Below are 20,946 nucleotides of genomic sequence, written 5' to 3'. Positions count from 1 at the left end.
TATGACGTAGATGCAAACAATCAAATTATCGATCAACTTGCTATCGATCATTGGTTTGATCGGGTTGATGATCTATCAAACATCCGCTACCATTTTGATGTTTGTCATTAGTTTAAGTATGGTATGGTTGACATTTTTTTTCTTAGGCGAAAGTTTTCAGAAACATCGGCCTTGGTTTGTTGCTTTGCAATTGATCAGTGTTCTATTGAGTTTGATTTTTGTCGAACAAGCGATTTTTCTATTGTCACTTTCCTTGCTGCAAGGTTATTTTTGCTTCCAAAAATCATGGTTACTTTTAGTCGTAGCCTTGATCAATTATAGTGTTGGCAGCTTTTTTCTCTCTGATTCACTTTATTTTCTCTTTGTACTGTGGGTAAGTGGGATGATCAGTATCGTTTGGTCTGCGGAAAAAATGATGAAACAACAAGAAGAGTTAACTACTTCTTCCGATTTTTTACGGATTGAACGAAACAAATTATCAAAACTCTTTGCACAAAGCACTTTGAATGCTGAAGCGATGCAAAAAGAAGCAACATTAGTAGAAAGACAACGGATCATTCATGAAATCCATGACCATCTTGGGCACGACTTAACGAGTTGCTTGATCCAAATAGAGGCGGCAAAGGTCATCAATCGAGAACAACCGGAACAAGCGCATCAATTATTGAGTCAATCTGCTGGTCGCTTAAGAAAGTCGATCAACGAAGTGCGCAACGTGTTACATGACGAGCGACCAAAGAATGAAACCTTGAACATCAATAAAGTAAAGGCTGAACTCCAACGTTTCTCCGAGACTCACCAGATTATCGTGGATTTCCAATATAGCGGTTCCTTAGATAAAATCAGTCGTTTTCATTGGCAAGTATTAGCGGCGAATTTGAAAGAGTTTTTGACGAATACGTTGAAATATAGTGAAGCTTCAACGGTTACGGTGCGTTTACATGTGTATCAAAAATTTTTACGATTTGAATCGAAGAACAATGGAAAAAGTGCAATAGACTATCGTAAAGGTCTGGGGATCGTAGGAATGGAAGAACGAACAGCCGTATTGAGCGGCAAATTGTTAATCGATGGAACGAATGGTTTTCACATCACCACGATATTACCTTTTGATGAAGAACATGAGATTTCTAATTCGTAAATCATGAGAAACTGTACTATTACAGTTTCTCTTTTTTTATAAAATAAAGAAAAGGAGTGATTGAATGAATATACTCAGTGTGCAAAAATTGACAAAAAAATTTGGACAGAAAATTGCTGTGGATGGTGTGTCATTTGAAGTACCAGAAGGAACGATTTCAGGGTTACTAGGTCCAAATGGAGCAGGAAAGTCAACCGTTATCAATATGATTACTGGTTTATTGAATAAGACATCTGGAACGGTTCAGTTGTTTTCAGAAGAGATGAGCGAGCGAAAAAGAGAACTTAGGCGAAAATTAGGCGTTGTTCCGCAAGAGTTAGCGATTTATTATGATTTGTCTGCTGAAGAAAATGTCCGCTTTTTTTGTGGGCTATATGGACTCAGAGGGGAAGAACTAAAAAAGAATGTAGAAAAGGCATTGAGAACGGTTGATTTGTATGAACGAAGAAAAGAGCGACCGAGTGCTTTTTCTGGAGGAATGCAACGACGATTGAATATTGCAATGGCGATTGCCCATCAACCTGCTTTACTGATCATGGATGAACCGACAGTGGGGATCGATCCACAATCTAGAAATTATATTTTAGATGCCATTGAAAAAATGAAAGAAAACGGTACGACGATCATCTATACGAGTCACTATATGGAAGAAGTCGCACGTTTGGCGGATGAAATCGTCATTATTGATAAAGGTCAAGTGATTGCTATCGGTAGTGAAGAAGAATTGGTGAATCTCGTCACGGATAAAATCAATCTGCAAATCACTGTGGAGAATCCAGAGGTACTGGATTTAGAAGAAATCAATAATATTAACGGGATCATCAATGTTTCACTCGACAAACAGCAAGTACAGATCGTGACGGTGCTTGAGAGCAAATTGTTGAATCAAATATTAATGATACTGATCAAGCAAGAAGTTAGCGTAGTCGATGTACTGCAACAAGCTCCAGATTTAGAAACAGTTTTTCTTTGTTTGACTGGACGTAATCTACGTGATTAGGAGGAGTGAGTCTGAATGAAAGAATAATTATCCGGACCCTGATACAAAATTTTCGTGAAAAATCCAATTACATTTATTATCTCGCTTTTCCGATCACGTTGATGTTTATTCTAGGGGCCGTACTCCAAGGTGTATTCAATAATGACATAACCTCTGATATGGAGCCATTGACGGTACAATATCAGATAGACGATCAAGAAGTTCGTGAAATATTCCAACAAGTAAGTTCTTTTGCAGAAGGTGCTATTCATTTTGAAGAAGTGACAAATGAAAAGGAAGGATTAGCGAATATAAGACAACAAGAAGCTGATGCTTACTTACATTTTTCCGATCGCATCGAAGTGCAGAGTCGGGAATTGACCAATGTAGAAAAAACAATCCTACAAAGCTATCTAGTAGAAATTGTACAGGAAATCAAACGACAAAGTTTTATTATGGAACAGCACTTGCCACCAACTACTGGCCTAGTTTCAGCAGAGCAGTTTACAGAGGCGATTGTCGTCGATCAAGAAAATCAACGAGAAAGCGCATCTTCCTACCAATACTATGCGATTGCTATGATTAGTCTATTTGTTTTATATTTTTCTGAAATTGGTCTGAGCATGTTTCGAGAAGCACGACAGCATGGAACGGTGCAAAGAGAATTAGTCACGCCACTTAGCCGTAAAACAATCATTTTTTCGACATTTTCTGGACACTTCATATTTGGCATGTTGGTAGTGTTGGTCTTGATGCTCATCTCTCAATTTTTATTTGATGTTCCATGGTATTTAAGATTTGGCTTTTCTTACCTAAACTTAATCGCACTTATGGGCAGTTTTCTCGCACTCGGTTTATTTTTAGAAACCATTGGAGACCGTGATGAAAAAAGAATTGGTTCTGGCATTACCCAGATATTTATTCAACTCACTGGATTTTTAGGTGGTGCCTATTTTCCAACGAATGAAACAATGATGGGATTGTCACCATTAGGTTGGGTTTTAGCATCTGTAAGAGAAAGTTTGTGGACCAACAATTCCTTGCAATGGTTAGGTATCTATGGAAATTTTGGGTTAATGTTTGTTTTACTCATGTCGTCAGTCGTCATTTTAGATAAAAGGGAGGTATTCTAATGAGAGATATCTTTTGGATCGTTAGAGAACGGTTGGTTCTTTGGAGAAATCGACCATTGCAAATCTTGTTTCTTTTAGGAATTCCTTTCTTGAGTGTCGTCCTTTATCTTTTTGCTTATGGAGATCAAGAAACGAATCTACTGACGATAGGGGTAGTTGATCAGGACCGCTCATCCTATAGTGAATTGCTTATTGAAAGTTTGGAAAAACGAGTCAGCGTTCAGGAAATTGGTTCAGTAGAAGAAATCGATCAGGTTCTTTCCCGACAACAGGCGGTGGCAGTCATCACAATCCCTAAAGGTTATCAAGAAAATGTTTCTGAAAATACGAAACTCTCTCTCCGAACATTCCAAAAAGGGGAGCTGTTGGAGAATATCGACCGATTGACCCAACGCGCATTGGCAGAAGTTTCTAGTATCCATCTGTTAGCAGAAGCTGAAGGGAAGGACGAATCGCTGGAACGCTTGAAAGAATCGACAGAAATCGAGATCAAGCAAGTAGATCAAAGCACAACGACCGAACGAATGTCAGTGCAAATCATTGGCTTTTTGTTGATGATGTTTCTTTTCCAAGCAGGTAATTTTGGAACGACGACGATTCAACAAGAACAACGAAATAAAATTTATACGCGTTTGATGACGACTTCGGTAGCTAAAAGTACGTATTTTATCGGGACAACGATTTTTGCGACATTGGCTATGCTGATCCAAGTAATGTTAGCAGTTATCGTCATGACAAGTCTATTCAACATCGACCCAGGGTTAAGCGCTTTTGATTTGATTGGCCTACTAAGTCTATTTAGTTTATTAGCGGTAGGTTGGTCGATCGCGATTGGTGTGCTTGCACCAAGTACAAGTGTGGCAGCGGCTTTGCAAAGTATTTTGATTACCGTCACAAGTTTACTATCGGGTGCTTTGATCCCCCATGAGGTGATGCCAGAATTGATGCAGAACGTATCGATGATTACTCCGCAATATTGGGTCTTGACGATTATCAAAAACCTTCAATCCGGACAAACATGGGGAGCTAACAGTAGGGAAATACTCATCTTGGTCATTTATATTCTATTCTTTCTAAGTTTGGCGATATATGGATATACGAGAAGAACGAGGCAAGAAGTATATAGCTGAGCAAAAAAGCGTGAGGTAATTCATGATGGATACGCCAAATTAAAAGAAAAACAAGAGACCGATACAGAAGTATTTAACCTCGAAAAATAAGGCGTCATCCACGGAATTTGTGTTTCAAATTTTTGTGGATGGCGCCTTGTTTTTGAAGAGGTTAAGTTCAATAAAAACGTCAAGTCTTTTTTTTGCATGTATAAGAAAAGAAAGGCGAACGAATCGATTTACAAACTGTATACTCATTTTATCAACAGAAACAAGGAGGAATATTATGGGAATCAGCCAACGTATCAGGAATATCTTTAGTCAAAATCAGGAACCAACCTTGACGATTGAAAATCAACAAACTTCTTTTAATGAGTTTGACAAAACGGTCAAAGAAGAAGTAGAGAAAATTCTAAAACACCAGATACCTGACGGGGCTTGGTCAAGTAAGGAAGCTGCCATCATTCGCCTCCAACAAGCAGAAAAAATTGCAATCAACTGCAAAGACAGTGGACAAAATGAGTTGACTAATCAAATAACTAAGTATTACGATAAAAATTTCTATTTATCGGATTATATACATTTATGGTTAAGTATCGATAAAGAAAAACTTGAGCAATTTCAGCAACAGAAAAATCGAACAATCGATGCAAATGTCGATGCTAGTGTGCTTACGAGATTAGTTCAGTCATTAGAAGAAACCGTTGATATACGAAAGGGAATCCTTCAGTTCTGCTTAAAGAATCCAAAGTACAATCGACTGCTGAAGGATGAGGTAAGAGAAGAAGTGAGCCACCGAGCGAAACCTAGCTTTTTTATGCTTGATCCGATGATCCAAGAATATTTGAAAGACATGGACAAGCAAGAAGCCGCTATTCCATCAACGAATGTTCAAGAAGATTCATTGACTAACCTGTCATCAGAGAGCGTATTAGAAAAAAATAATCGTCTGAAACAAGAACAGGATGCTAGACGAGTGGGTGTATTTGAAACGGTGATGGTTCAAAATAGAAAAATGACCATCCTAGAAAAAAACAAAGAGCCCCAAGAATTAGGAACAGCGTCATCAAAAGATGATCAGAGTCAAAAAAAACAGTTATCATCAGTGCTAGATGCGAGCAAGAATAGCGCCAGACAAAAAAATAAGAAGGCTATTATCATCGCGAATAGGAAAGTAACCATTTATCAAAAGAAACAAAAATCAATGAATAATAGAAGAAGATTCGTCTTTATTCGGAACCAACTAAGAAAACTTAATTTCAGAAATCGAAAAAAAATAAGTTTCTTAAAGCAACAAGCAAAAGCAAGCAAGAAAGTAAGAAGTAGACGAACCGATTACTTTAACTACCTTAGATAAGGGGAAAACAAGGTGTAAAGTTTATCCTATGGAATGATTATCTTGTTACTAAGTAACTAAAGGACTTGGCATTTTACTTTTTCTTAATGAATTATCCTAACAAAAGACAAATATTATAGTGAAAATTCTTCAAACTTTTCTTCTATTCTATATACATACCAACCAACAACCCTATACTTTTTCATTTTTACTCCTCAAGTAAAAATAAACTCCTAGACCGCGGCCACCCACCGCGGTCGCTTTTTTGTCCTATGATGAATTCCTGTGAATCTGCCACCATTATCCTTATTTTTTGCTATTGTAAACGCTTGCTTTAAATTGGAAAATAAAGAAGTAAGAACCAAATGATAATTGCTAGGGTCGAGCAGATCGAACAATCAGTGAAAGGGGAATAAAAATGATCAAAAAAGCAGTAAAAATGAAGTTGTACCCAGGATACGAAGCAGAGTACCTCAAAAGACACCATGAATTGTGGCCGGAGATGCGTGACATGTTGGCTGAACATGGTGCGCGCTCTTATTCGATTTTTCTTGATCCAGAAACAAATACTCTTTTTGGGTATCTAGAGATTGAAGATGAAGAAAAATGGCGTCATGTACCAGAAACAGCAATCAATCAAAAGTGGTGGGTGTTCATGGAAGATCTGATGGAAACAAATCCAGACCATTCTCCAGTAACTGTCGAATTGAAACATGTTTTCGATTTATATCAACAAGTCTAAAGTAAAACCGCTGAAAGCAGGATATAAAGCCAGCTTTCAGCGGTTTTGTTTAAAAAGGATGACAGGAGCGAGTCTATTGATTATTTTCGATTTCTTCTAACTCAAGACTCAAGTTTTCCCATTCAGACAACTTTTCTTCTTGTAGTTGATGTGCTTCATCAAGCGCTTGATTTAATTCATTCAATTTGACATGATCATCTAATACAGCAGGAGAAACCATCTGTTGTTCGAGTTCATCCACTGTTTCTTCTAGTTGAGCCATATCTTCTTCGATTTGCGTGATCTTACGTTGCAAGCTCCGCATGATCTTTTGTTGCTCTTTGCTTTGGAAGTAAGTGGATTTGTTTGTTGAAGGCGTGCTGACCTCAGGTTGTTCAGCTGCTAACAGTTCTGCAATTTCTTCTTCTTCTTTTTTCTTTTCTAAATAATAATCATAGTCCCCCAAGTAGACTTTGCTTCCGTTTTCTGAGAGTTCAATGACTTTAGTGGCGATACGATTGATGAAGTAGCGGTCATGAGAGACAAAGAGCAATGTTCCTTCATAGTCGATCAATGCATTTTCCAACACTTCTTTATTGTCGATATCTAAGTGGTTGGTTGGCTCATCTAAAATCAAAAAGTTCTCTTGATTCATTGCTAGCTTAGCTAACGCGACACGTGCCTTCTCTCCACCACTTAACAAGGGGATCGTTTTTTCAACGTCTTCACCAGAAAATAAAAAAGCGCCTAAAATCGAACGGATATCTTTTTCTGGAACGGTTGGATGTTCATCCCACAATTCAGCTAGAATCGTTTTATTAGTGTGCAGTTCCGCTTGTCCTTGATCGTAATAACCAATGCTGACATTCGTACCAAGTGTTTCTTTTCCACGGATGAAAGGCAGCTGTTGGATGATCGATTTTAGTAAAGTGGATTTACCGATTCCATTTGGTCCCACTAATGCGATTGCTTCTTGACGACGGATATCCAAGTTGATTGGTTCAGATAAGATGGTGCCGTCATAGCCAATAGCGGCATCTTCTACTTGCAACACAACATTTCCCGAAGGTTTCGCCACGTTGAAGAGAAAATGAGCTTGTTTCTCATCTCCTTGTGGACGGTCTAACCGTTCCATTTTTTCTAATGCCTTTCGACGACTTTGGGCACGTTTTGTCGTTGACGCACGGACAAGATTTCTGGCAACAAAATCTTCGAGTTTATTGATTTCTGTTTGTTGTTTTTCATAGGCTTTCCAATCAGAAGCTAATTGTTCAGCTTTCATATCTAAATATTTGGAATAATTTCCTTTATAGTGACGCATCTTTTTCCGACTTAGTTCATATACCTCAGTCGCCACTTTATCCAAGAAATAACGGTCATGGGAGACAATCAGAAGGGCACCAGTATAACTTTGCAAATAGTTTTCCAACCAAGCAAGTGTTTCGATGTCCAAGTGGTTGGTTGGCTCATCCAGGATCAAGATATCTGGATGTTGTAAAAGCATCCTAGCTAAAGCTAATCTTGTTTTTTGACCACCAGATAACGTATCGATTCTTTGCTCGTAAAACGACGGATCAAATTTGAATCCATGCAATACAGAGCGAATTTCATTTTCATAACTATAGCCGTTCTTATCAGAAAAATCATGCTGCAATTTATCATATTCTTTCAAGAAGGCTTGATAAGCCGGCGTGTCAGGAGTGCCTTCACTGATAAATACTTCAAGGTCACGCATCCGCTGTTCCATCAAGCGCACTTCTTCAAATGCTTTTAGCATCTCATTCCAGACGGTTTCAGTGGAATCTAATCCTGTATCTTGGGCCAAATAACCAAGGGTAGCTGTTTTATTTTTTGCGATATTACCTACATCTGGGGCTTCAATGCCAGCAATGATTTTTAATAATGTCGATTTACCGGCGCCGTTACGTCCGACTAAAGCGATACGTGCGCCCGTTTGGATCTCTAAGTGGATATTTTCAAATAAAATCTCAGCGCCAAAATGGCGAGCGATTTGATTGGCTTGTAATAGTATCATCGAATCCTCTTTTCTACTTTGTGAATTATCCTAGAATTTCATGGACTTTTTCTATTGTAGTCTACCACAAATTCATAGTTACTGCGAGGTTCTGAGAAGCTAGGAAAATGAGAATAAGAATAAAAATTCACAATATACAAGCAACGAAATTGATTTTTTTGTGTAAGTACTGATATGATGTATAAATCGAGAAGAAATACAGTGGAGGTAATGAAGTGAAAGACCATGTAATTCCAAAGGCAACCGCAAAACGCCTGCCTTTATATTATCGTTATTTAAGAATCTTGAATAACGCAGGTAAGAAAAAAGTTTCATCAACTGAACTAAGTGAAGCAGTCCAAGTAGATAGTGCGACGATCCGTCGTGATTTTTCCTATTTCGGCGAACTAGGAAAACGTGGTTACGGTTATGATGTAGAGGACTTGATGCATTTCTTTGCAAAAACCTTGAATGATGACCAATTGACGAACGTTGCATTGATCGGGGTCGGTAATCTAGGAAGTGCTTTGTTGAAATATAAGTTTCACCAAAGTAATAGTATCCGTGTCAGCTGCGCTTTTGACGTGAACCCAGAAATCGTGGGTCGGATCGTTGATGGTATCCCCGTTTATCCAATGGATGACATGATCGAACAAATCAAGATCCAACAAATCGAAGTGGCAATCTTAACGATACCTGCCGAAAAAGCACAAGAAGTAGTGAATCGTTTGACAGAAGCTGGTGTCAAAGGGATATTAAACTTTACATCTGCTCGACTAAATGCACCATCCGAAGTATTGATCCAAAATGTCGATTTGACGAACGAGTTACAAACGTTGATCTACTTCTTGCATTCCGATGCGTCCTTGCATGAGCATGACGACAACGAATAACCGGAAATAAAGAAAAGTTAAACCATCAATGACAAACTATTTTTCTATTCACTAGAAAAAATAGTTTGTTTTTTTATGATCTTTTTTAGAAATAGATAAAAATAAGTGATATTTTCTTTCATTGGCGTCTCTTCAATTAGGAGGCTGATAGGTGAACAACTGAAAGCTTCGAAATTTATTATAGTGATACATTGTTTCTGTGTTATAATAATACTTCACCAAAAAAATCGAGGGAATACGGGAGGATCAGCAATGCAGGAATATATCAGGATACATAATGCCAGACAGAACAATCTAAAAGGGTTTGATTTACAAATCCCAAAAAGAAAGATCACGATTTTTACAGGTGTCTCCGGTTCGGGAAAATCTTCCATCGTTTTTGATACGATTGCCCAAGAAGCGGGAAGACAACTCAATGAAAATTTCTCTAAATTTGTGCAGAATTTCTTACCTAAGTATAGTCAGCCAGAAGCAGATGCCATCGACAATTTATCTATGGCAGTCGTTGTAGATCAAAGCCGTTTAGGTGGGAATTCGCGTTCAACACTAGGAACGATCACAGATATCAACCCACTGATCCGCTTGCTTTTCTCTCGTATTGGCATTCCCCATTTAGGCCCCGCTTGGAATTTCTCATTCAATGATCCTCACGGCATGTGCCCAGCGTGTGAAGGGATTGGTCGGATCGTTGGATTGAATCTAGACAAAGCGTTAGATTTAGAAAAATCGTTGAATGAAGGAGCGATTATACTTCCAGGCTACAAAGTCGGATCTTGGTTATTGAAGTCTTTCACGAACACAGGTTTTTTTGACAATGATAAGCCATTAAAGGATTATTCAACAGAAGAAATGGAAAAGTTCTTGTATGCTTCAGGAGAAAAAATCGATTCGTTGTATATGGAAGGGATGAGTTCGACCTATGAGGGATTAGTGGCACGTTTCAATCGTTCCAATATAAAAGGGGGCAATGAGAGCTCTGCCGCGACCCAGAAAAAAATCGCAGCGTTCATGGATGAACAAAGATGTCCAGAATGTCAGGGAAAACGATTCAATCAAAAGGTTTTGGGCTGCAAGATCAACGGATATTCAATCGCAGATTTCTTAGCGATGCAACTGGATGAACTATTAGAAATCTTACCGGGGATCACAGATGAAATGATCCAACCAGTGTTGAAAAATCTCCAATCACGACTACAAGATCTGATCAATATTGGGTTAGATTACGTTTCTTTAGATCGCGAGACAGCGACTTTATCTGGAGGAGAAAGCCAACGAGTGAAAATGGTCAAGCACTTATCTTCTAGTTTGAATGACGTCATTTATATCTTCGATGAGCCTAGTATTGGGTTACATCCACGAGATGTTCATCGGTTAAACGAACTATTGATCAAATTGCGTGATAAAGGAAACACGGTCATTGTTGTAGAACATGATCCAGATGTCATCAAAGTAGCAGATCATATCATTGACGTTGGACCAAAAGCAGGAAAAAATGGTGGGTATATCACCTATGAAGGTAGTTACGAAGGATTACTGGCTTCAGATACATTGACAGGAAAAGCTTTTGGACAAATGACAGATTTCAAACAGGAGCCAAGAAAAACAGACAAGTTTATTGAAACTTCAAAATCGACATTGCATAATCTTAAAAATACTTCTCTCAGAGTACCATTAGGTGTTTTTACAGTAGTGACCGGAGTAGCTGGTTCAGGAAAGAGCAGTTTAGTGAATGGTGTGTTTGCGAAGGAGTACCCGGAAGCAATCAATATCGATCAGTCAGCTGTTGCAGGGAATATTCGTTCTAACCCAGCGACTTATTCAGGGATCATGAACGATATCCGCAAGGTCTTCTCGTTGGAAAATAATGTTTCTGCCGGACTGTTCTCTTATAATTCAGAAGGGGCATGTGAAACTTGTAAAGGACATGGTCATATCAAAATGGAATTATCTTTTATGGATTCTGTAGAGGTCCTTTGCCAAGCCTGTGGCGGTAAACGATTCAAAGAAGAAGTTTATCAGTACAAATTAAAAGAGAAATCGATCGATGAAGTATTAGCGATGAGTGTGACTGAAGCGGTGGCATTTTTTGAAGAAAAATCGATTCAACGAAAATTGAAACAAATTTTAGAAGTAGGGCTAGGATATATGACGTTGGGACAACCGTTAAATACATTGTCAGGAGGAGAATGTCAACGGTTGAAACTGGCGAAAGAATTAAGTAAAAAAGGCAATATCTACATTATGGACGAACCAACAACCGGTTTACACATGGCAGATATCAAGAGTATCTTAGAAATCATCGAACGGTTGGTCAATAAAGGCAATACGGTCATCGTCATTGAACATAACCTGGAAATCATGAAGGCGGCAGATTGGTTGATCGATGTAGGGATCGATGGGGGAATTCGTGGTGGCGAGATCCTTTATGAAGGAACACCAGAAAAAATCGTTACTTGTGAACAGTCGATCACAGCTCGTTATTTGATGGATGTTTAAATAAAAAGAGCGACAAGTCATTGTTTGTAGAAAATGACTTGTCGCTCTTTTTTCTAGTGATCAAATAAAGTATCGTAGCCGATTTGATCACTTGATTCATTTAATTGATCTAAACGCTTTGTCAGTTGTTCAAATTGAATAAAGCGGGCTTGTCGCTCGACTTCTTTTCCAAAATGGAAGAGCAAGATCACTGGTGCAGTAAATGCTTGGAATGTGCCAGCTACTTCCGGCATCTCGAAGGCATCTAAATGATACGCTGGGAAATTATAATGAGTCAATAATTGTTCCAATTTTGGCACTACTGCATGACAAACACTACAATTGGGGGTGGAAATCGCAAGCACGACAGTCGGTTCTTCTTGGATAGTTTTTAAGACTTCAGTTAAATCATAGGTTTCTTTCATGGTGATAACTCCTTAAGGTTACTTTTAGCACATCGCTAATTCGATGGTGAAAAAGTATTCAGTCGTATACAGATAGAAAATAGGTAAATGACTCTCTTCTTTTTACCTGAATCTTCATCTTAGCTGTGCTAAAAGTAAATCCTTATGACGGAGATGTCAATAAAAAAGCTTTTTTTGATTTCTTAAACTTATGAAAAAAATTTAAGCTTTCTTGTATTTTATTGAAGAAAAGCGTATATTGATGGGCGAATGAAGTTCAAATGACAAGGAGAAATTATATGTTTTCGTTTATTCCAAATTCGGTATCGCAGATGGGAACGATTTTTTTATCGATCGTTATCGAAGCCTTGCCGTTTGTTTTATTGGGATGTATCATCTCAGGTGCTTTACAAGTATTTTTGACCCCCGAACGTGTCAAACGATGGTTACCTAAAAATCGCTTTTTATCGATTATTGTTGGGTCTATTTTAGGTTTTTTCTTTCCTTCATGTGAATGTGGGATCGTTCCAATCGTTCATCAGTTTGTAAGAAAAGGGGTTCCTGTCCACACAGCATTTGCGTTTATGCTCACTGCGCCAATCATTAATCCAGTCGTGATCTTTTCAACTTTTATTGCATTTGGCAATACTTGGAAAATGGCGGGACTGCGCATGTTAGGAAGTTTTATTGTCGCACTGATTGTAGGTGTCTGGTTGGCCTATATCCAAAAAGGCACAATCTTGAAGTCTTCATTTGATTCAGCGATGGTTGAGCCTAACTCCCATACACATGAGCATGAGGAAGTGGAAGCAATCGCACCACAGAAATGGGGATATCGAATCCTCCATGTCTTGACTCACTCGATTGATGAGTTCTTCGATACGGGCCGCTATTTGATCATTGGCGGTTTGATTGCTGCAGGGATGCAAACCTATTTACCTACGAGAGTGATGTTGACGTTAGGTTCGACAAAGCTATTAGCCATTTTGATCATGCTAGTATTGGCATTCACGATGTCTCTTTGTTCCGAGGCGGATGCGTTTATTGGTTCCTCTTTGTTAAGTCTTTTTGGAACAGCTCCAGTTGTTGCTTTCTTAGTTTTTGGACCAATGGTGGATATCAAAAACCTATTGATGATGAAACGTTACTTCAACACACGCTTCATCGTTTCATTGATCGGGCTGATTGCCTTAAGTGTTATCGGCTTTACACTATTTATTTAGGAGGAGAATCATGCTGCGATTTTTGATTTTATCTGGTTATTTTGAAATGATGATGTATCTTCAAGTTTCAGGGCGTTTAGATCAATACATCAATGTCCATTATCGTTATTTGGCAGTATTATCGATGGTTTTATCTGCCTTACTAGCCTTAGTTCAGTTGTATCTTTGGGTAAAAGCAGATGGAAAAAAAGGAGTCCATGAGTCCCATGATTCTCATGATCACGGATTATCAAAACCGTATCAGCGTTGGATTGCTTATCTCTTATTAGCCTTGCCGATCGTTGTAGGAACACTGTTTCCGACAGTTAGTTTAAACACAACGATCGTGGAAGCGAAAGGGTTCAACTTTCCACTAAGCAAAGAATCTGTCGGTGATCCACAAGTGCAAACGCAATATTTGAAACCAGATACGAGTATTTATTTCAATAAATCCGACTATCAAGATCAAATGAATGAGTTAAAAGACAAATACGAAGATGAACAAACGATTGCGATCACAGACGATAATTATTTAGAGATCATGGAATTGATCTACAACTATCCAAGCGAATTCATTGGTAAGAAAGTCTCTTATGAAGGCTTTATCTATCAGTCGAAAAATGACAAGGCTACTGATACCTTTCTGTTTCGATTTGGGATCATCCACTGTGTTGCTGATTCCGGGGTTTTTGGATTGTTGACGCATCTGCCAGAAGGAATGACTGTGAAAAATGATGACTGGTACAAAGTCGAAGGAACGATCCAAACCGATTTTTATCAACCTTTCAAGCGAGAGATTCCTTCAGTCGTAGTGACGAAAGTAGAAAAAATCACTGCTCCTGAAAATCAATATGTGTATCGTGCATTTTAAATGAACGAAATAAAGTTGTAGTCATGTACAACACAAATAAAAAAGTGATAAGAGATGAAACTCGTAAGAATTTCCTCTCTTATCACTTTTTTTATTAAAGCTTGCAAGAATCCCACAGTATGATTGCTCTGTACAAAAAAGATTAAAGCGAGAAACGCTCATTTTTTCTTTCTTCTCTTCAATACAATCGCTTCACGTTTCAGTTTAAAACTACGGATATTGTGGTTGAATACTTCTGATATCACTAGACCTAAGGCAATCGCTCCAGCAATCATGATCGCTTGAACAGTGAAAAATGCCGCATCTTGATAAGCACCTGTAACTAAACTGCGAACAGCTTGATAGGCTAAGCCTCCAGGAACCAGTGGTACCATACCGGGGATATTGAAAATCGTGACGGGCATTTTTAGTTGTTTAGAAAAAAGATCACTAGCAAACGCAACGCCTAATGAACCTAGTAATGAACCTAAAGCTGCACCGCCACCCATAGCTAGACACAACCAATAGATCATCCAACCTACGGCACCAGCTAAACCACACCAAACTAAGGCTTTCCTTGGCACATTAGTGATGATTGCAAAGGCAGCGGTCGCTAAAAAGCTAAAAGAAAATTGAATCAATACATGCCACATGGCTAAAGTCCTTTCTTAGTAGAAGATTTGAAAGATAAAGGCGATTGCAAAACCAATCATCGCCGCAGTCATCATCGCTTCTGCTCCACGAGAAACACCAGAAACGTAGTGCCCCGCTAATAGATCACGAATCGCGTTGGTGATTTGAACACCAGGAACCAACGGCATGACACAACCAATGATGATCAAATCCTGATTGAGACCGATTCCTAAACGCACACTTAAAATAGCGGCAATGCCGATAATCAAAGAGGAAAGGAATTCAGCTAAAAACTTGATTCTAAAAAAACGCAAACTGCAAAGATAAACAATGTAGCCCACTCCACCAATCGACAATGTGATCGGTAAATCTTTCAATTCGCCACCAAACAAAATCATGATCGTCCCGCTAATAATAGCAGCGCTGATGATTTGTAGCCATACTGGGAACATCCGACGATCTTTCTCGACTTCTTGTAATGCGCTATATAGTTCTTCCAAAGTCAATTCATTGGCAACATATTTTCTTGAAAGATTATTGACCTTGACTACTCTTTCTAAATTGATCGTTCGATTGGTGATTTGTTCCATGCGGATCGTCGAAGTCCGATCAAATCCGATAAATAGTCCTGTTTGGGTCACGTAGCTAACTAAGCGATAATTTCCAGAAGCAGAAGCGATCCGACTCATCGTATCTTCTACACGGTACATCTCTGCATTACTTTCCGTCATTATTTTTCCCGCCAATAAACAGGTATTAAGCAATAAATCTAAATCTCTTTCTGGCATGGCATTTTCTCCAATAGTTGTTTTCTTGTATTTATTTTACTACAAACAAATTGGAAAACGTATAAAAAGAAAACTTGAATCAAAAAAATAAGCAGTGAAAGGTAAAATAAGATCCAAGTGAGAGCAATGCAGAAGAGATCCAAGTGTTAAGTCAACAGTTAGGCTAAATCAAGCTTTTTGGTTAATTGTTGACCAATCGTTCAATAATGTGGCATAATTAAGTTATGGGAAGAACGAGAGAATTTAATGAAGAGAAAGTTTTACTAGAATCGGCAAAAATATTTGCCAAAAATGGGTATGCAGGGACGTCGATCAGTCAATTGGTAAAAGCGACTGGCTTGCTTCGAGGAAGTTTATACTCTGCTTATTATAGTAAAGCTGGTTTATTTACGACTTGCTTTAACTATATAGCTGAAGATGGAGTGACCGATAATGGGTTATTGATTGATTTATTGATCATCGCATTATTAGAACGTACGGCAGATGACAACGAAGTAAAGAAAGTCGCACAGAAGGTAATCACCGCTTTGGAAGAGAAAAACGAAGGTTCGATTGAAACGATCATTGCTGATCGAGTCATGCGTCGAGCGGATCTTACGGACAGGGGGAAGTAGAAAATGGCTAAAGTTGAAATCCAAAATGATCGATTGATCATCAGTATGGAGGGCGTACGAAAACTGTGGGCATTGAAAAATGAAATATCCACACCATTATCCAATGTATTAGGCGCAACTGTGGATGCCGATGTCTGGGAAGATACACCGAAATTTGGCGAAAAAAGAATGGGAGTTGATGCCTATGGACATTATTTTGCCGGAACATTCGTCCAAGATTCAAACAAGGTATTTTATGACCTCAAAAGAAAAGAAAACGCAGTCGTTATCACACTAAAAGATGAAGAATTCAATCGTCTCATCATTGGAGTAGAAGACCCAGAAGCAACAGTCGCGATGATTGAACAGGCAATGAACAGAGCAAACTTTGTAAAAGAAACTTGAAATAAGAATCGATGTTGAGCGCCTAATTGTCCTATCGGAAAACGTATTTACTTGGTGATAGAATAGATAAGAAGATCAATCGAATCGAGTGATGAAGTTTTAGTAACAACCTAGATTTCCTTTCACGTGGAAATTTAGGTTGTTTATTTTAGGAAATAGACTAAACATGCGTATATAATTTTTGAAGAAGGAATTGTTGAAAGAATTTAAATACTTCTTTATTTTAAAAAAGGGGAACGTATGTTAAGATTTATGAAGTTCGACTGAATAAAGGAGTAGATACATGAGCAAAAAAACAACCAAAACAATCATAGGAGTCGCAGTTGCTCTTTTAGCTGGTGCATTAGGGATTTCAACGACGCAAAAAGACTCTGATCTCGTTCAACAACTGACAGGTTTATTTGATTCAAAACCTCAAGTCTCACAAGTGGCGAATGTTCCAGAATACGACGGCACGCACCAAGAAATCGAAATCAATCAAAATAAGCCAACTTTTACAAAAGAAGAACTGAGCTTAGATAAAGGAACATGGGAAAGTTATTCCGATATCGATCGACTGAATCGTGTAGGTCAAGCCAATGCCATGTTAGGAAAAGAGATGTTCCCTAAAGAAAAACGTGAGTCTCTTTATATCGATCCTACAGGTTGGAAACAAAAAAAATTGAGTGACGGACAATGGCTTTACAATCGAAGCCACTTGATAGGTTTTCAGCTAACTGGTCAAAACAATAACATCAAAAATTTGATGACAGGGACTCGTTCGTTGAATACCCCTCATATGCTGGCACATGAAAATGATATTGCCGCATACATCAAAGAAACCAATCATCACGTTCGCTATCGGGTAACACCACATTTTGAAGGGGAAGAACTAGTAGCACGAGGTGTTCAGTTAGAAGCCCAAAGCATTGAAGATAACCAAATCTCGTTCAATGTGTTTATCTATAATGTGCAAGACGGTTATACGATCAACTATCAAACGGGGCAAGCTAAGAAAACATGATCCATAGGCGTTCGTTATTTGAATATTTTGTGAATTTTTTGAAAAAACAGAGAAAAGACTTATTTTTGATTAAATATCACGTATACTGTAAGAAAGTGTACTCATAAATGTTGGAATCGATACAATCAAATAAGAAATCATTATTATTTTTATATTTCCAGCGAAGTTGGAATATTTATTTGTAGTTTTACCACATTTCGAGTAAAATAAAGGGTGTAGAGGGTAATTTGACTACCCTGCGGAAAGAGGTGTAGAATCATGGGTTTTACAGATGAAACCGTACGTTTTGGTTTTGATGATAGTCGTAAAAAAGAAGTCAGCGAAACATTAGCGATCGTTTATCGGGCTTTGGAAGAAAAAGGCTACAATCCAATCAACCAGATTGTGGGCTACTTGCTTTCTGGAGACCCGGCCTACATTCCTCGTTATCGTGATGCAAGGAATCTGATCCGTCGTCATGAACGCGATGAAATCATGGAAGTGATCGTCAAAGACTATCTCTCAAATCATGGAGTGAATCTATGAGAGTGATGGGCTTGGATGTCGGCTCAAAGACTGTAGGTGTCGCTGTTAGTGATCCTTTTGGCTGGACTGCACAAGGCGTAGAGATCATTCGTATCGATGAAGATAAAGAAGAATTTGGATTTGAACGATTGGCAGAACTGGTCAAACAGTACGAAGTAGATCGTTTTGTTGTAGGCTTGCCGAAAAACATGAATAATTCAATCGGTCCGAGAGCAGAAAGCTCAATGGTTTACGGAGAAAAGATCAAAGAAATGTTTTCTCTACCAGTCGACTATCAAGATGAACGACTGACTACCGTCCAAGCAGAACGCATGTTGGTCGAACAGGCAAATACGTCAAGAGCAAAAAGAAAAAAAGTCATCGATAAGCTTGCTGCGGTGATGATTTTACAAAATTATTTAGATGGTTCGGGAAAACAACTATTTTAAAAAATGAAAAGAGGGGTTCTAATGGCAGAACACAATCATACACATGATCATGAAGGACATGAACATATCACATTGGTCGATGATCAAGGAAATGAAACATTATACGAAATCTTGTTAACAGTCGATGGACAAGAAGAATTTGGTCGTAACTACGTATTGCTTTATCCAGCCGGCGTACCGGAAGATGAAGATGTAGAATTACAAGCCTATGCCTACGTTGAAAACGAAGACGGAACAGAAGGCGAATTAGAACAAATCGAAACAGATGCTGAATGGGATATGATCGAAGAGGTCTTCAATACATTCATGGCTGAAGAAGAAGAATAGTATTAAAATAGTGGAGAAACCTTGAAATGACAAGGTTTCTCTTTTTTTATCATTCTTTTGATCAAGGAATTGACCATGGTTCATTTCGATAGAAAAATCCATACTATCCTTAGCATAGTATATAACCTTAGAGAAGAAAGGAAGACCAAAATGATCAGAACTGCTCGTGTGGAGGATGCAGAAACCATAAACAAGCTAAATAAGGAAGAATTAGGGTATGAGATGCCACTTTCGGAAACAACGAAGCAATTAAAATACATCTTGGCACAGCCAGAGATCTATGTCATTGATGTTTATGAGGAAGAAGGGACGAGGAAAGTATTAGGATATGTCCATGCCCAAAAGTATGCAACATTGTTAAGTCCAACGTTGTTCAATATTTTAGCATTAGCAGTTTCTTCAAAAGCGCAACATCAAGGAATTGGCAGACGATTGATGGAGAGTGTTGAGAAGCAAGGAAAAGAACGTGGCTACTTTGGTGTTCGACTAAACTCTGGCGAATATCGCAACGAGGCACATCGTTTTTATGAACGTATCGGCTATCATTCAACCAAATGGCAAAAGCAATTTCAAAAAAGATTTTCTAAATGAATGATGAAGGTCATCGCAAAAAAACTTCTCGAATAATGATCGAGAAGTTTTTTTACATTTATTCGAATTAAGAAAATAGTTGCATCAAAAATCCTGAAATGATCAAGACGATCGCTCCACCTAAACGATTGCCCATTTGAGCAAAAGCAATCAATTCCATGCGGTTTGATGCGGATAAGACGGCAACATTTCCTGTACCACCCATTGAATTGTTACATAGTCCTGCTGTAATCGTTGATTCGATCGGATAAAGTCCAAATAGACGACCAACAAATGCAGAGACAAGGGAGATGACGATGACACTTGTTAAGCAGAGTACGACGAATTGCCATGTTAAAGCAGAAGCTAAAACATTCAAATTCAATAAAGCAATCCCGATACCTGCTAAAACAGCTGCCGTTAAGTTTTTAACAATCAAGTTATTGAACATGATTGCTGCATCTTCGTAGTATTCAGGAAGAACATTGGTGATTTTACAGATGACCACAATAATGATCATGAAAGCATAAGCATGAACTTTTGGTACAAAGAAATTACAGATTTGGCCAAGAATAAAGAATGTGATCGAGACCATTAAACCAACACCTAATTGAGGGATAGAAGGTTTCACATTGCGTGGTTTGCCGTCACCTAGATCGCCTTTTTCCATCAGTTTCCCATTACCATTCAATTTTGGCATGGATTGTCCAGCACGAGCCACTAAAGCGGCTCCGATAATGGCTAGCACATTTGTCATTGCAGTTGCAGGGATCAAACGTGAAATAATAGCAGAAGCATCTGTTCCTAAGACGTTTGCATAAATAGTTGATAGTGGAACAGCGCCAGCACCTACACCACCAGCCATGGCAGGTAAAGAGATGTATAATACGGAATTAGCGAAGCCATTCCCAATCAACATTCCCACAAGTCCAACTGCAAAAAATGAAACAACCATAGAAATAAGTGCAACAGGGATAAAACGAACGGAAGCCTTCATCAATAATTTGCGGTTCATTCCTAGAATACTTCCGGTAATCAAAGCAGCGATATAAAAGTCTAAAAAGCCCATATTATTGACAAAGTTTTCAGTTGATTTCACGACATAATCAGGTAAAATACCAAAGGTTGCGATAGCTGCGGAAGCGAAGATCGCAAAAACAGAACCACCACCTAAATAACTTTTGACGATTGGGATTTTTGTCCCAATAAAATGGAATAGATTCCCAAAAATGACGAGCACGGCGATAGGACCGATCATATTTGTTGGTAATTTACCTAATGCCATCGCAACGATCAAAACGAGAACCATGATCAAATAGATAGGTAAACTGACCCCACTGATTTTTGTTTCCCAAAAACCTTCTTTGTTTGTCTTAACGACTGTAGAAGTCGTTTGTTCTTGATGTAACATTCTTAC

At 38.5% G+C, this 20,946-nt stretch carries 22 protein-coding genes; 17 read left to right on the top strand and 5 right to left on the bottom strand.

Annotated elements, in window-relative coordinates:
• The first annotated feature begins 10 nt into the window (after positions 1-10).
• The 6 genes from IGJ49_RS10815 to rhaM all read left to right on the top strand — a co-directional run bounded on the left by IGJ49_RS10815 (position 11) and on the right by rhaM (position 6,440).
• Entirely contained in the window at positions 11-1,141 is a 1,131-nt protein-coding gene (locus IGJ49_RS10815; protein ID WP_438723410.1) for a sensor histidine kinase, read from the top strand.
• A 64-nt stretch (positions 1,142-1,205) separates the two neighbouring features.
• The gene (locus IGJ49_RS10810; protein WP_438723408.1) at positions 1,206-2,141 is read left to right on the top strand and encodes an ABC transporter ATP-binding protein; all 936 of its coding nucleotides are present in this window, start codon (positions 1,206-1,208) and stop codon (positions 2,139-2,141) included.
• 5 nt (positions 2,142-2,146) lie between these two features.
• A complete protein-coding gene (locus IGJ49_RS10805) occupies positions 2,147-3,253 on the top strand; it encodes an ABC transporter permease (protein ID WP_438723407.1) in 1,107 nt (368 codons plus the stop codon).
• On the top strand, positions 3,253-4,383 hold the full coding sequence (locus IGJ49_RS10800) for an ABC transporter permease (RefSeq protein ID WP_438723405.1): 1,131 nt from the start codon (positions 3,253-3,255) through the stop codon (positions 4,381-4,383). Before IGJ49_RS10805 ends, IGJ49_RS10800 begins: the two co-directional genes overlap by 1 nt.
• Before the next feature lie 265 nt (positions 4,384-4,648).
• Positions 4,649-5,719 carry a hypothetical protein gene (locus tag IGJ49_RS10795; RefSeq protein WP_010734795.1) on the top strand — a complete coding sequence of 357 codons (1,071 nt, stop codon included), beginning with the start codon at positions 4,649-4,651 and terminating at the stop codon, positions 5,717-5,719.
• 397 nt (positions 5,720-6,116) lie between these two features.
• Positions 6,117-6,440 (top strand): L-rhamnose mutarotase, encoded by a 324-nt coding sequence (gene rhaM, locus IGJ49_RS10790; RefSeq protein ID WP_010734796.1) that lies wholly within the window; start codon positions 6,117-6,119, stop codon positions 6,438-6,440.
• Between the two features lie 73 nt (positions 6,441-6,513).
• Here the strand turns inward: rhaM and IGJ49_RS10785 are convergent, their stop codons facing one another.
• Positions 6,514-8,454 carry an ABC-F family ATP-binding cassette domain-containing protein gene (locus IGJ49_RS10785; protein WP_010734797.1) on the bottom strand — a complete coding sequence of 647 codons (1,941 nt, stop codon included), beginning with the start codon at positions 8,452-8,454 and terminating at the stop codon, positions 6,514-6,516.
• A 215-nt stretch (positions 8,455-8,669) separates the two neighbouring features.
• Here IGJ49_RS10785 and IGJ49_RS10780 point away from each other — a divergent pair, with 215 nt between their 5' ends.
• Complete coding sequence (locus IGJ49_RS10780) at positions 8,670-9,326, top strand: redox-sensing transcriptional repressor Rex (protein WP_010734798.1); 657 nt, start codon at positions 8,670-8,672, stop codon at positions 9,324-9,326.
• A gap of 252 nt (positions 9,327-9,578) precedes the next feature.
• Complete coding sequence (locus tag IGJ49_RS10775; RefSeq protein ID WP_438723402.1) at positions 9,579-11,822, top strand: ATP-binding cassette domain-containing protein; 2,244 nt, start codon at positions 9,579-9,581, stop codon at positions 11,820-11,822.
• A gap of 53 nt (positions 11,823-11,875) precedes the next feature.
• Here IGJ49_RS10775 and IGJ49_RS10770 read toward each other — a convergent pair whose 3' ends face one another.
• Positions 11,876-12,226, bottom strand: a complete 351-nt coding sequence (locus tag IGJ49_RS10770) for a thioredoxin family protein (RefSeq protein WP_438723401.1) — start codon at positions 12,224-12,226, stop codon at positions 11,876-11,878.
• A 278-nt stretch (positions 12,227-12,504) separates the two neighbouring features.
• Between IGJ49_RS10770 and IGJ49_RS10765 the strand changes: the two genes are divergently transcribed.
• Positions 12,505-13,428, top strand: a complete 924-nt coding sequence (locus IGJ49_RS10765) for a permease (RefSeq protein WP_438723399.1) — start codon at positions 12,505-12,507, stop codon at positions 13,426-13,428.
• A 10-nt stretch (positions 13,429-13,438) separates the two neighbouring features.
• The gene (locus IGJ49_RS10760) at positions 13,439-14,278 is read left to right on the top strand and encodes a TIGR03943 family putative permease subunit (RefSeq protein WP_062804858.1); all 840 of its coding nucleotides are present in this window, start codon (positions 13,439-13,441) and stop codon (positions 14,276-14,278) included.
• 158 nt (positions 14,279-14,436) lie between these two features.
• On the opposite strand, the gene IGJ49_RS10755 is transcribed toward IGJ49_RS10760, so the two are convergent.
• Both IGJ49_RS10755 and IGJ49_RS10750 read right to left on the bottom strand, forming a co-directional pair.
• Complete coding sequence (locus IGJ49_RS10755) at positions 14,437-14,910, bottom strand: threonine/serine exporter family protein (RefSeq protein WP_010734803.1); 474 nt, start codon at positions 14,908-14,910, stop codon at positions 14,437-14,439.
• Positions 14,911-14,925: 15 nt separating this feature from the next.
• Entirely contained in the window at positions 14,926-15,678 is a 753-nt protein-coding gene (locus IGJ49_RS10750) for a threonine/serine exporter family protein (RefSeq protein ID WP_023520080.1), read from the bottom strand.
• Positions 15,679-15,902: 224 nt separating this feature from the next.
• On the opposite strand from IGJ49_RS10750, the gene IGJ49_RS10745 reads away from it, so the two are divergent.
• From IGJ49_RS10745 to IGJ49_RS10715, 7 genes are all read left to right on the top strand, one after another.
• Positions 15,903-16,292 (top strand): TetR/AcrR family transcriptional regulator, encoded by a 390-nt coding sequence (locus IGJ49_RS10745; protein ID WP_010734805.1) that lies wholly within the window; start codon positions 15,903-15,905, stop codon positions 16,290-16,292.
• A 3-nt stretch (positions 16,293-16,295) separates the two neighbouring features.
• Complete coding sequence (locus IGJ49_RS10740; protein WP_023520079.1) at positions 16,296-16,676, top strand: hypothetical protein; 381 nt, start codon at positions 16,296-16,298, stop codon at positions 16,674-16,676.
• A gap of 283 nt (positions 16,677-16,959) precedes the next feature.
• On the top strand, positions 16,960-17,679 hold the full coding sequence (locus IGJ49_RS10735; RefSeq protein ID WP_023520078.1) for a DNA/RNA non-specific endonuclease: 720 nt from the start codon (positions 16,960-16,962) through the stop codon (positions 17,677-17,679).
• A gap of 258 nt (positions 17,680-17,937) precedes the next feature.
• Complete coding sequence (locus IGJ49_RS10730; RefSeq protein WP_002290885.1) at positions 17,938-18,204, top strand: IreB family regulatory phosphoprotein; 267 nt, start codon at positions 17,938-17,940, stop codon at positions 18,202-18,204.
• Positions 18,201-18,632, top strand: coding sequence for a Holliday junction resolvase RuvX (gene ruvX / locus IGJ49_RS10725; RefSeq protein ID WP_010734808.1), 432 nt, complete (start codon positions 18,201-18,203; stop codon positions 18,630-18,632). Before IGJ49_RS10730 ends, ruvX begins: the two co-directional genes overlap by 4 nt.
• A gap of 21 nt (positions 18,633-18,653) precedes the next feature.
• Positions 18,654-18,959, top strand: a complete 306-nt coding sequence (locus IGJ49_RS10720; RefSeq protein ID WP_010734809.1) for a DUF1292 domain-containing protein — start codon at positions 18,654-18,656, stop codon at positions 18,957-18,959.
• Between the two features lie 150 nt (positions 18,960-19,109).
• Positions 19,110-19,550: a GNAT family N-acetyltransferase gene (locus tag IGJ49_RS10715; protein WP_023520077.1), complete on the top strand. Its 441-nt coding sequence runs from the start codon at positions 19,110-19,112 to the stop codon at positions 19,548-19,550.
• A 67-nt stretch (positions 19,551-19,617) separates the two neighbouring features.
• Here IGJ49_RS10715 and IGJ49_RS10710 read toward each other — a convergent pair whose 3' ends face one another.
• Complete coding sequence (locus IGJ49_RS10710; protein WP_010734811.1) at positions 19,618-20,940, bottom strand: 2-hydroxycarboxylate transporter family protein; 1,323 nt, start codon at positions 20,938-20,940, stop codon at positions 19,618-19,620.
• Positions 20,941-20,946 lie beyond the last annotated feature (6 nt).

The sequence above is a fragment of the Enterococcus sp. AZ171 genome, from assembly GCF_051714005.1.
Lineage (GTDB): Bacteria > Bacillota > Bacilli > Lactobacillales > Enterococcaceae > Enterococcus_B > Enterococcus_B pernyi.
Note: the sequence above shows the minus strand (reverse complement) of the source record. Positions and strands in the feature narration are given on the sequence as shown.

Bases quoted from the DNA above. Each gene is read 5' to 3' on its own strand.
- IGJ49_RS10810 (WP_438723408.1), top strand. From the start codon at position 1,206: ATGAATATACTCAGTGTGCAAAAATTGACAAAAAAATTTGGACAGAAA.
- IGJ49_RS10795 (WP_010734795.1), top strand. From the start codon at position 4,649: ATGGGAATCAGCCAACGTATCAGGAATATCTTTAGTCAAAATCAGGAA.
- IGJ49_RS10740 (WP_023520079.1), top strand. From the start codon at position 16,296: ATGGCTAAAGTTGAAATCCAAAATGATCGATTGATCATCAGTATGGAG.
- IGJ49_RS10760 (WP_062804858.1), top strand. From the start codon at position 13,439: ATGCTGCGATTTTTGATTTTATCTGGTTATTTTGAAATGATGATGTAT.
- IGJ49_RS10815 (WP_438723410.1), top strand. From the start codon at position 11: ATGCAAACAATCAAATTATCGATCAACTTGCTATCGATCATTGGTTTG.
- rhaM (WP_010734796.1), top strand. From the start codon at position 6,117: ATGATCAAAAAAGCAGTAAAAATGAAGTTGTACCCAGGATACGAAGCA.
- IGJ49_RS10765 (WP_438723399.1), top strand. From the start codon at position 12,505: ATGTTTTCGTTTATTCCAAATTCGGTATCGCAGATGGGAACGATTTTT.
- IGJ49_RS10750 (WP_023520080.1), bottom strand. From the start codon at position 15,678: ATGCCAGAAAGAGATTTAGATTTATTGCTTAATACCTGTTTATTGGCG.
- IGJ49_RS10785 (WP_010734797.1), bottom strand. From the start codon at position 8,454: ATGATACTATTACAAGCCAATCAAATCGCTCGCCATTTTGGCGCTGAG.
- IGJ49_RS10730 (WP_002290885.1), top strand. From the start codon at position 17,938: ATGGGTTTTACAGATGAAACCGTACGTTTTGGTTTTGATGATAGTCGT.
- IGJ49_RS10710 (WP_010734811.1), bottom strand. From the start codon at position 20,940: ATGTTACATCAAGAACAAACGACTTCTACAGTCGTTAAGACAAACAAA.
- IGJ49_RS10715 (WP_023520077.1), top strand. From the start codon at position 19,110: ATGATCAGAACTGCTCGTGTGGAGGATGCAGAAACCATAAACAAGCTA.
- ruvX (WP_010734808.1), top strand. From the start codon at position 18,201: ATGAGAGTGATGGGCTTGGATGTCGGCTCAAAGACTGTAGGTGTCGCT.
- IGJ49_RS10720 (WP_010734809.1), top strand. From the start codon at position 18,654: ATGGCAGAACACAATCATACACATGATCATGAAGGACATGAACATATC.
- IGJ49_RS10745 (WP_010734805.1), top strand. From the start codon at position 15,903: ATGGGAAGAACGAGAGAATTTAATGAAGAGAAAGTTTTACTAGAATCG.
- IGJ49_RS10775 (WP_438723402.1), top strand. From the start codon at position 9,579: ATGCAGGAATATATCAGGATACATAATGCCAGACAGAACAATCTAAAA.
- IGJ49_RS10755 (WP_010734803.1), bottom strand. From the start codon at position 14,910: ATGTGGCATGTATTGATTCAATTTTCTTTTAGCTTTTTAGCGACCGCT.
- IGJ49_RS10735 (WP_023520078.1), top strand. From the start codon at position 16,960: ATGAGCAAAAAAACAACCAAAACAATCATAGGAGTCGCAGTTGCTCTT.
- IGJ49_RS10770 (WP_438723401.1), bottom strand. From the start codon at position 12,226: ATGAAAGAAACCTATGATTTAACTGAAGTCTTAAAAACTATCCAAGAA.
- IGJ49_RS10800 (WP_438723405.1), top strand. From the start codon at position 3,253: ATGAGAGATATCTTTTGGATCGTTAGAGAACGGTTGGTTCTTTGGAGA.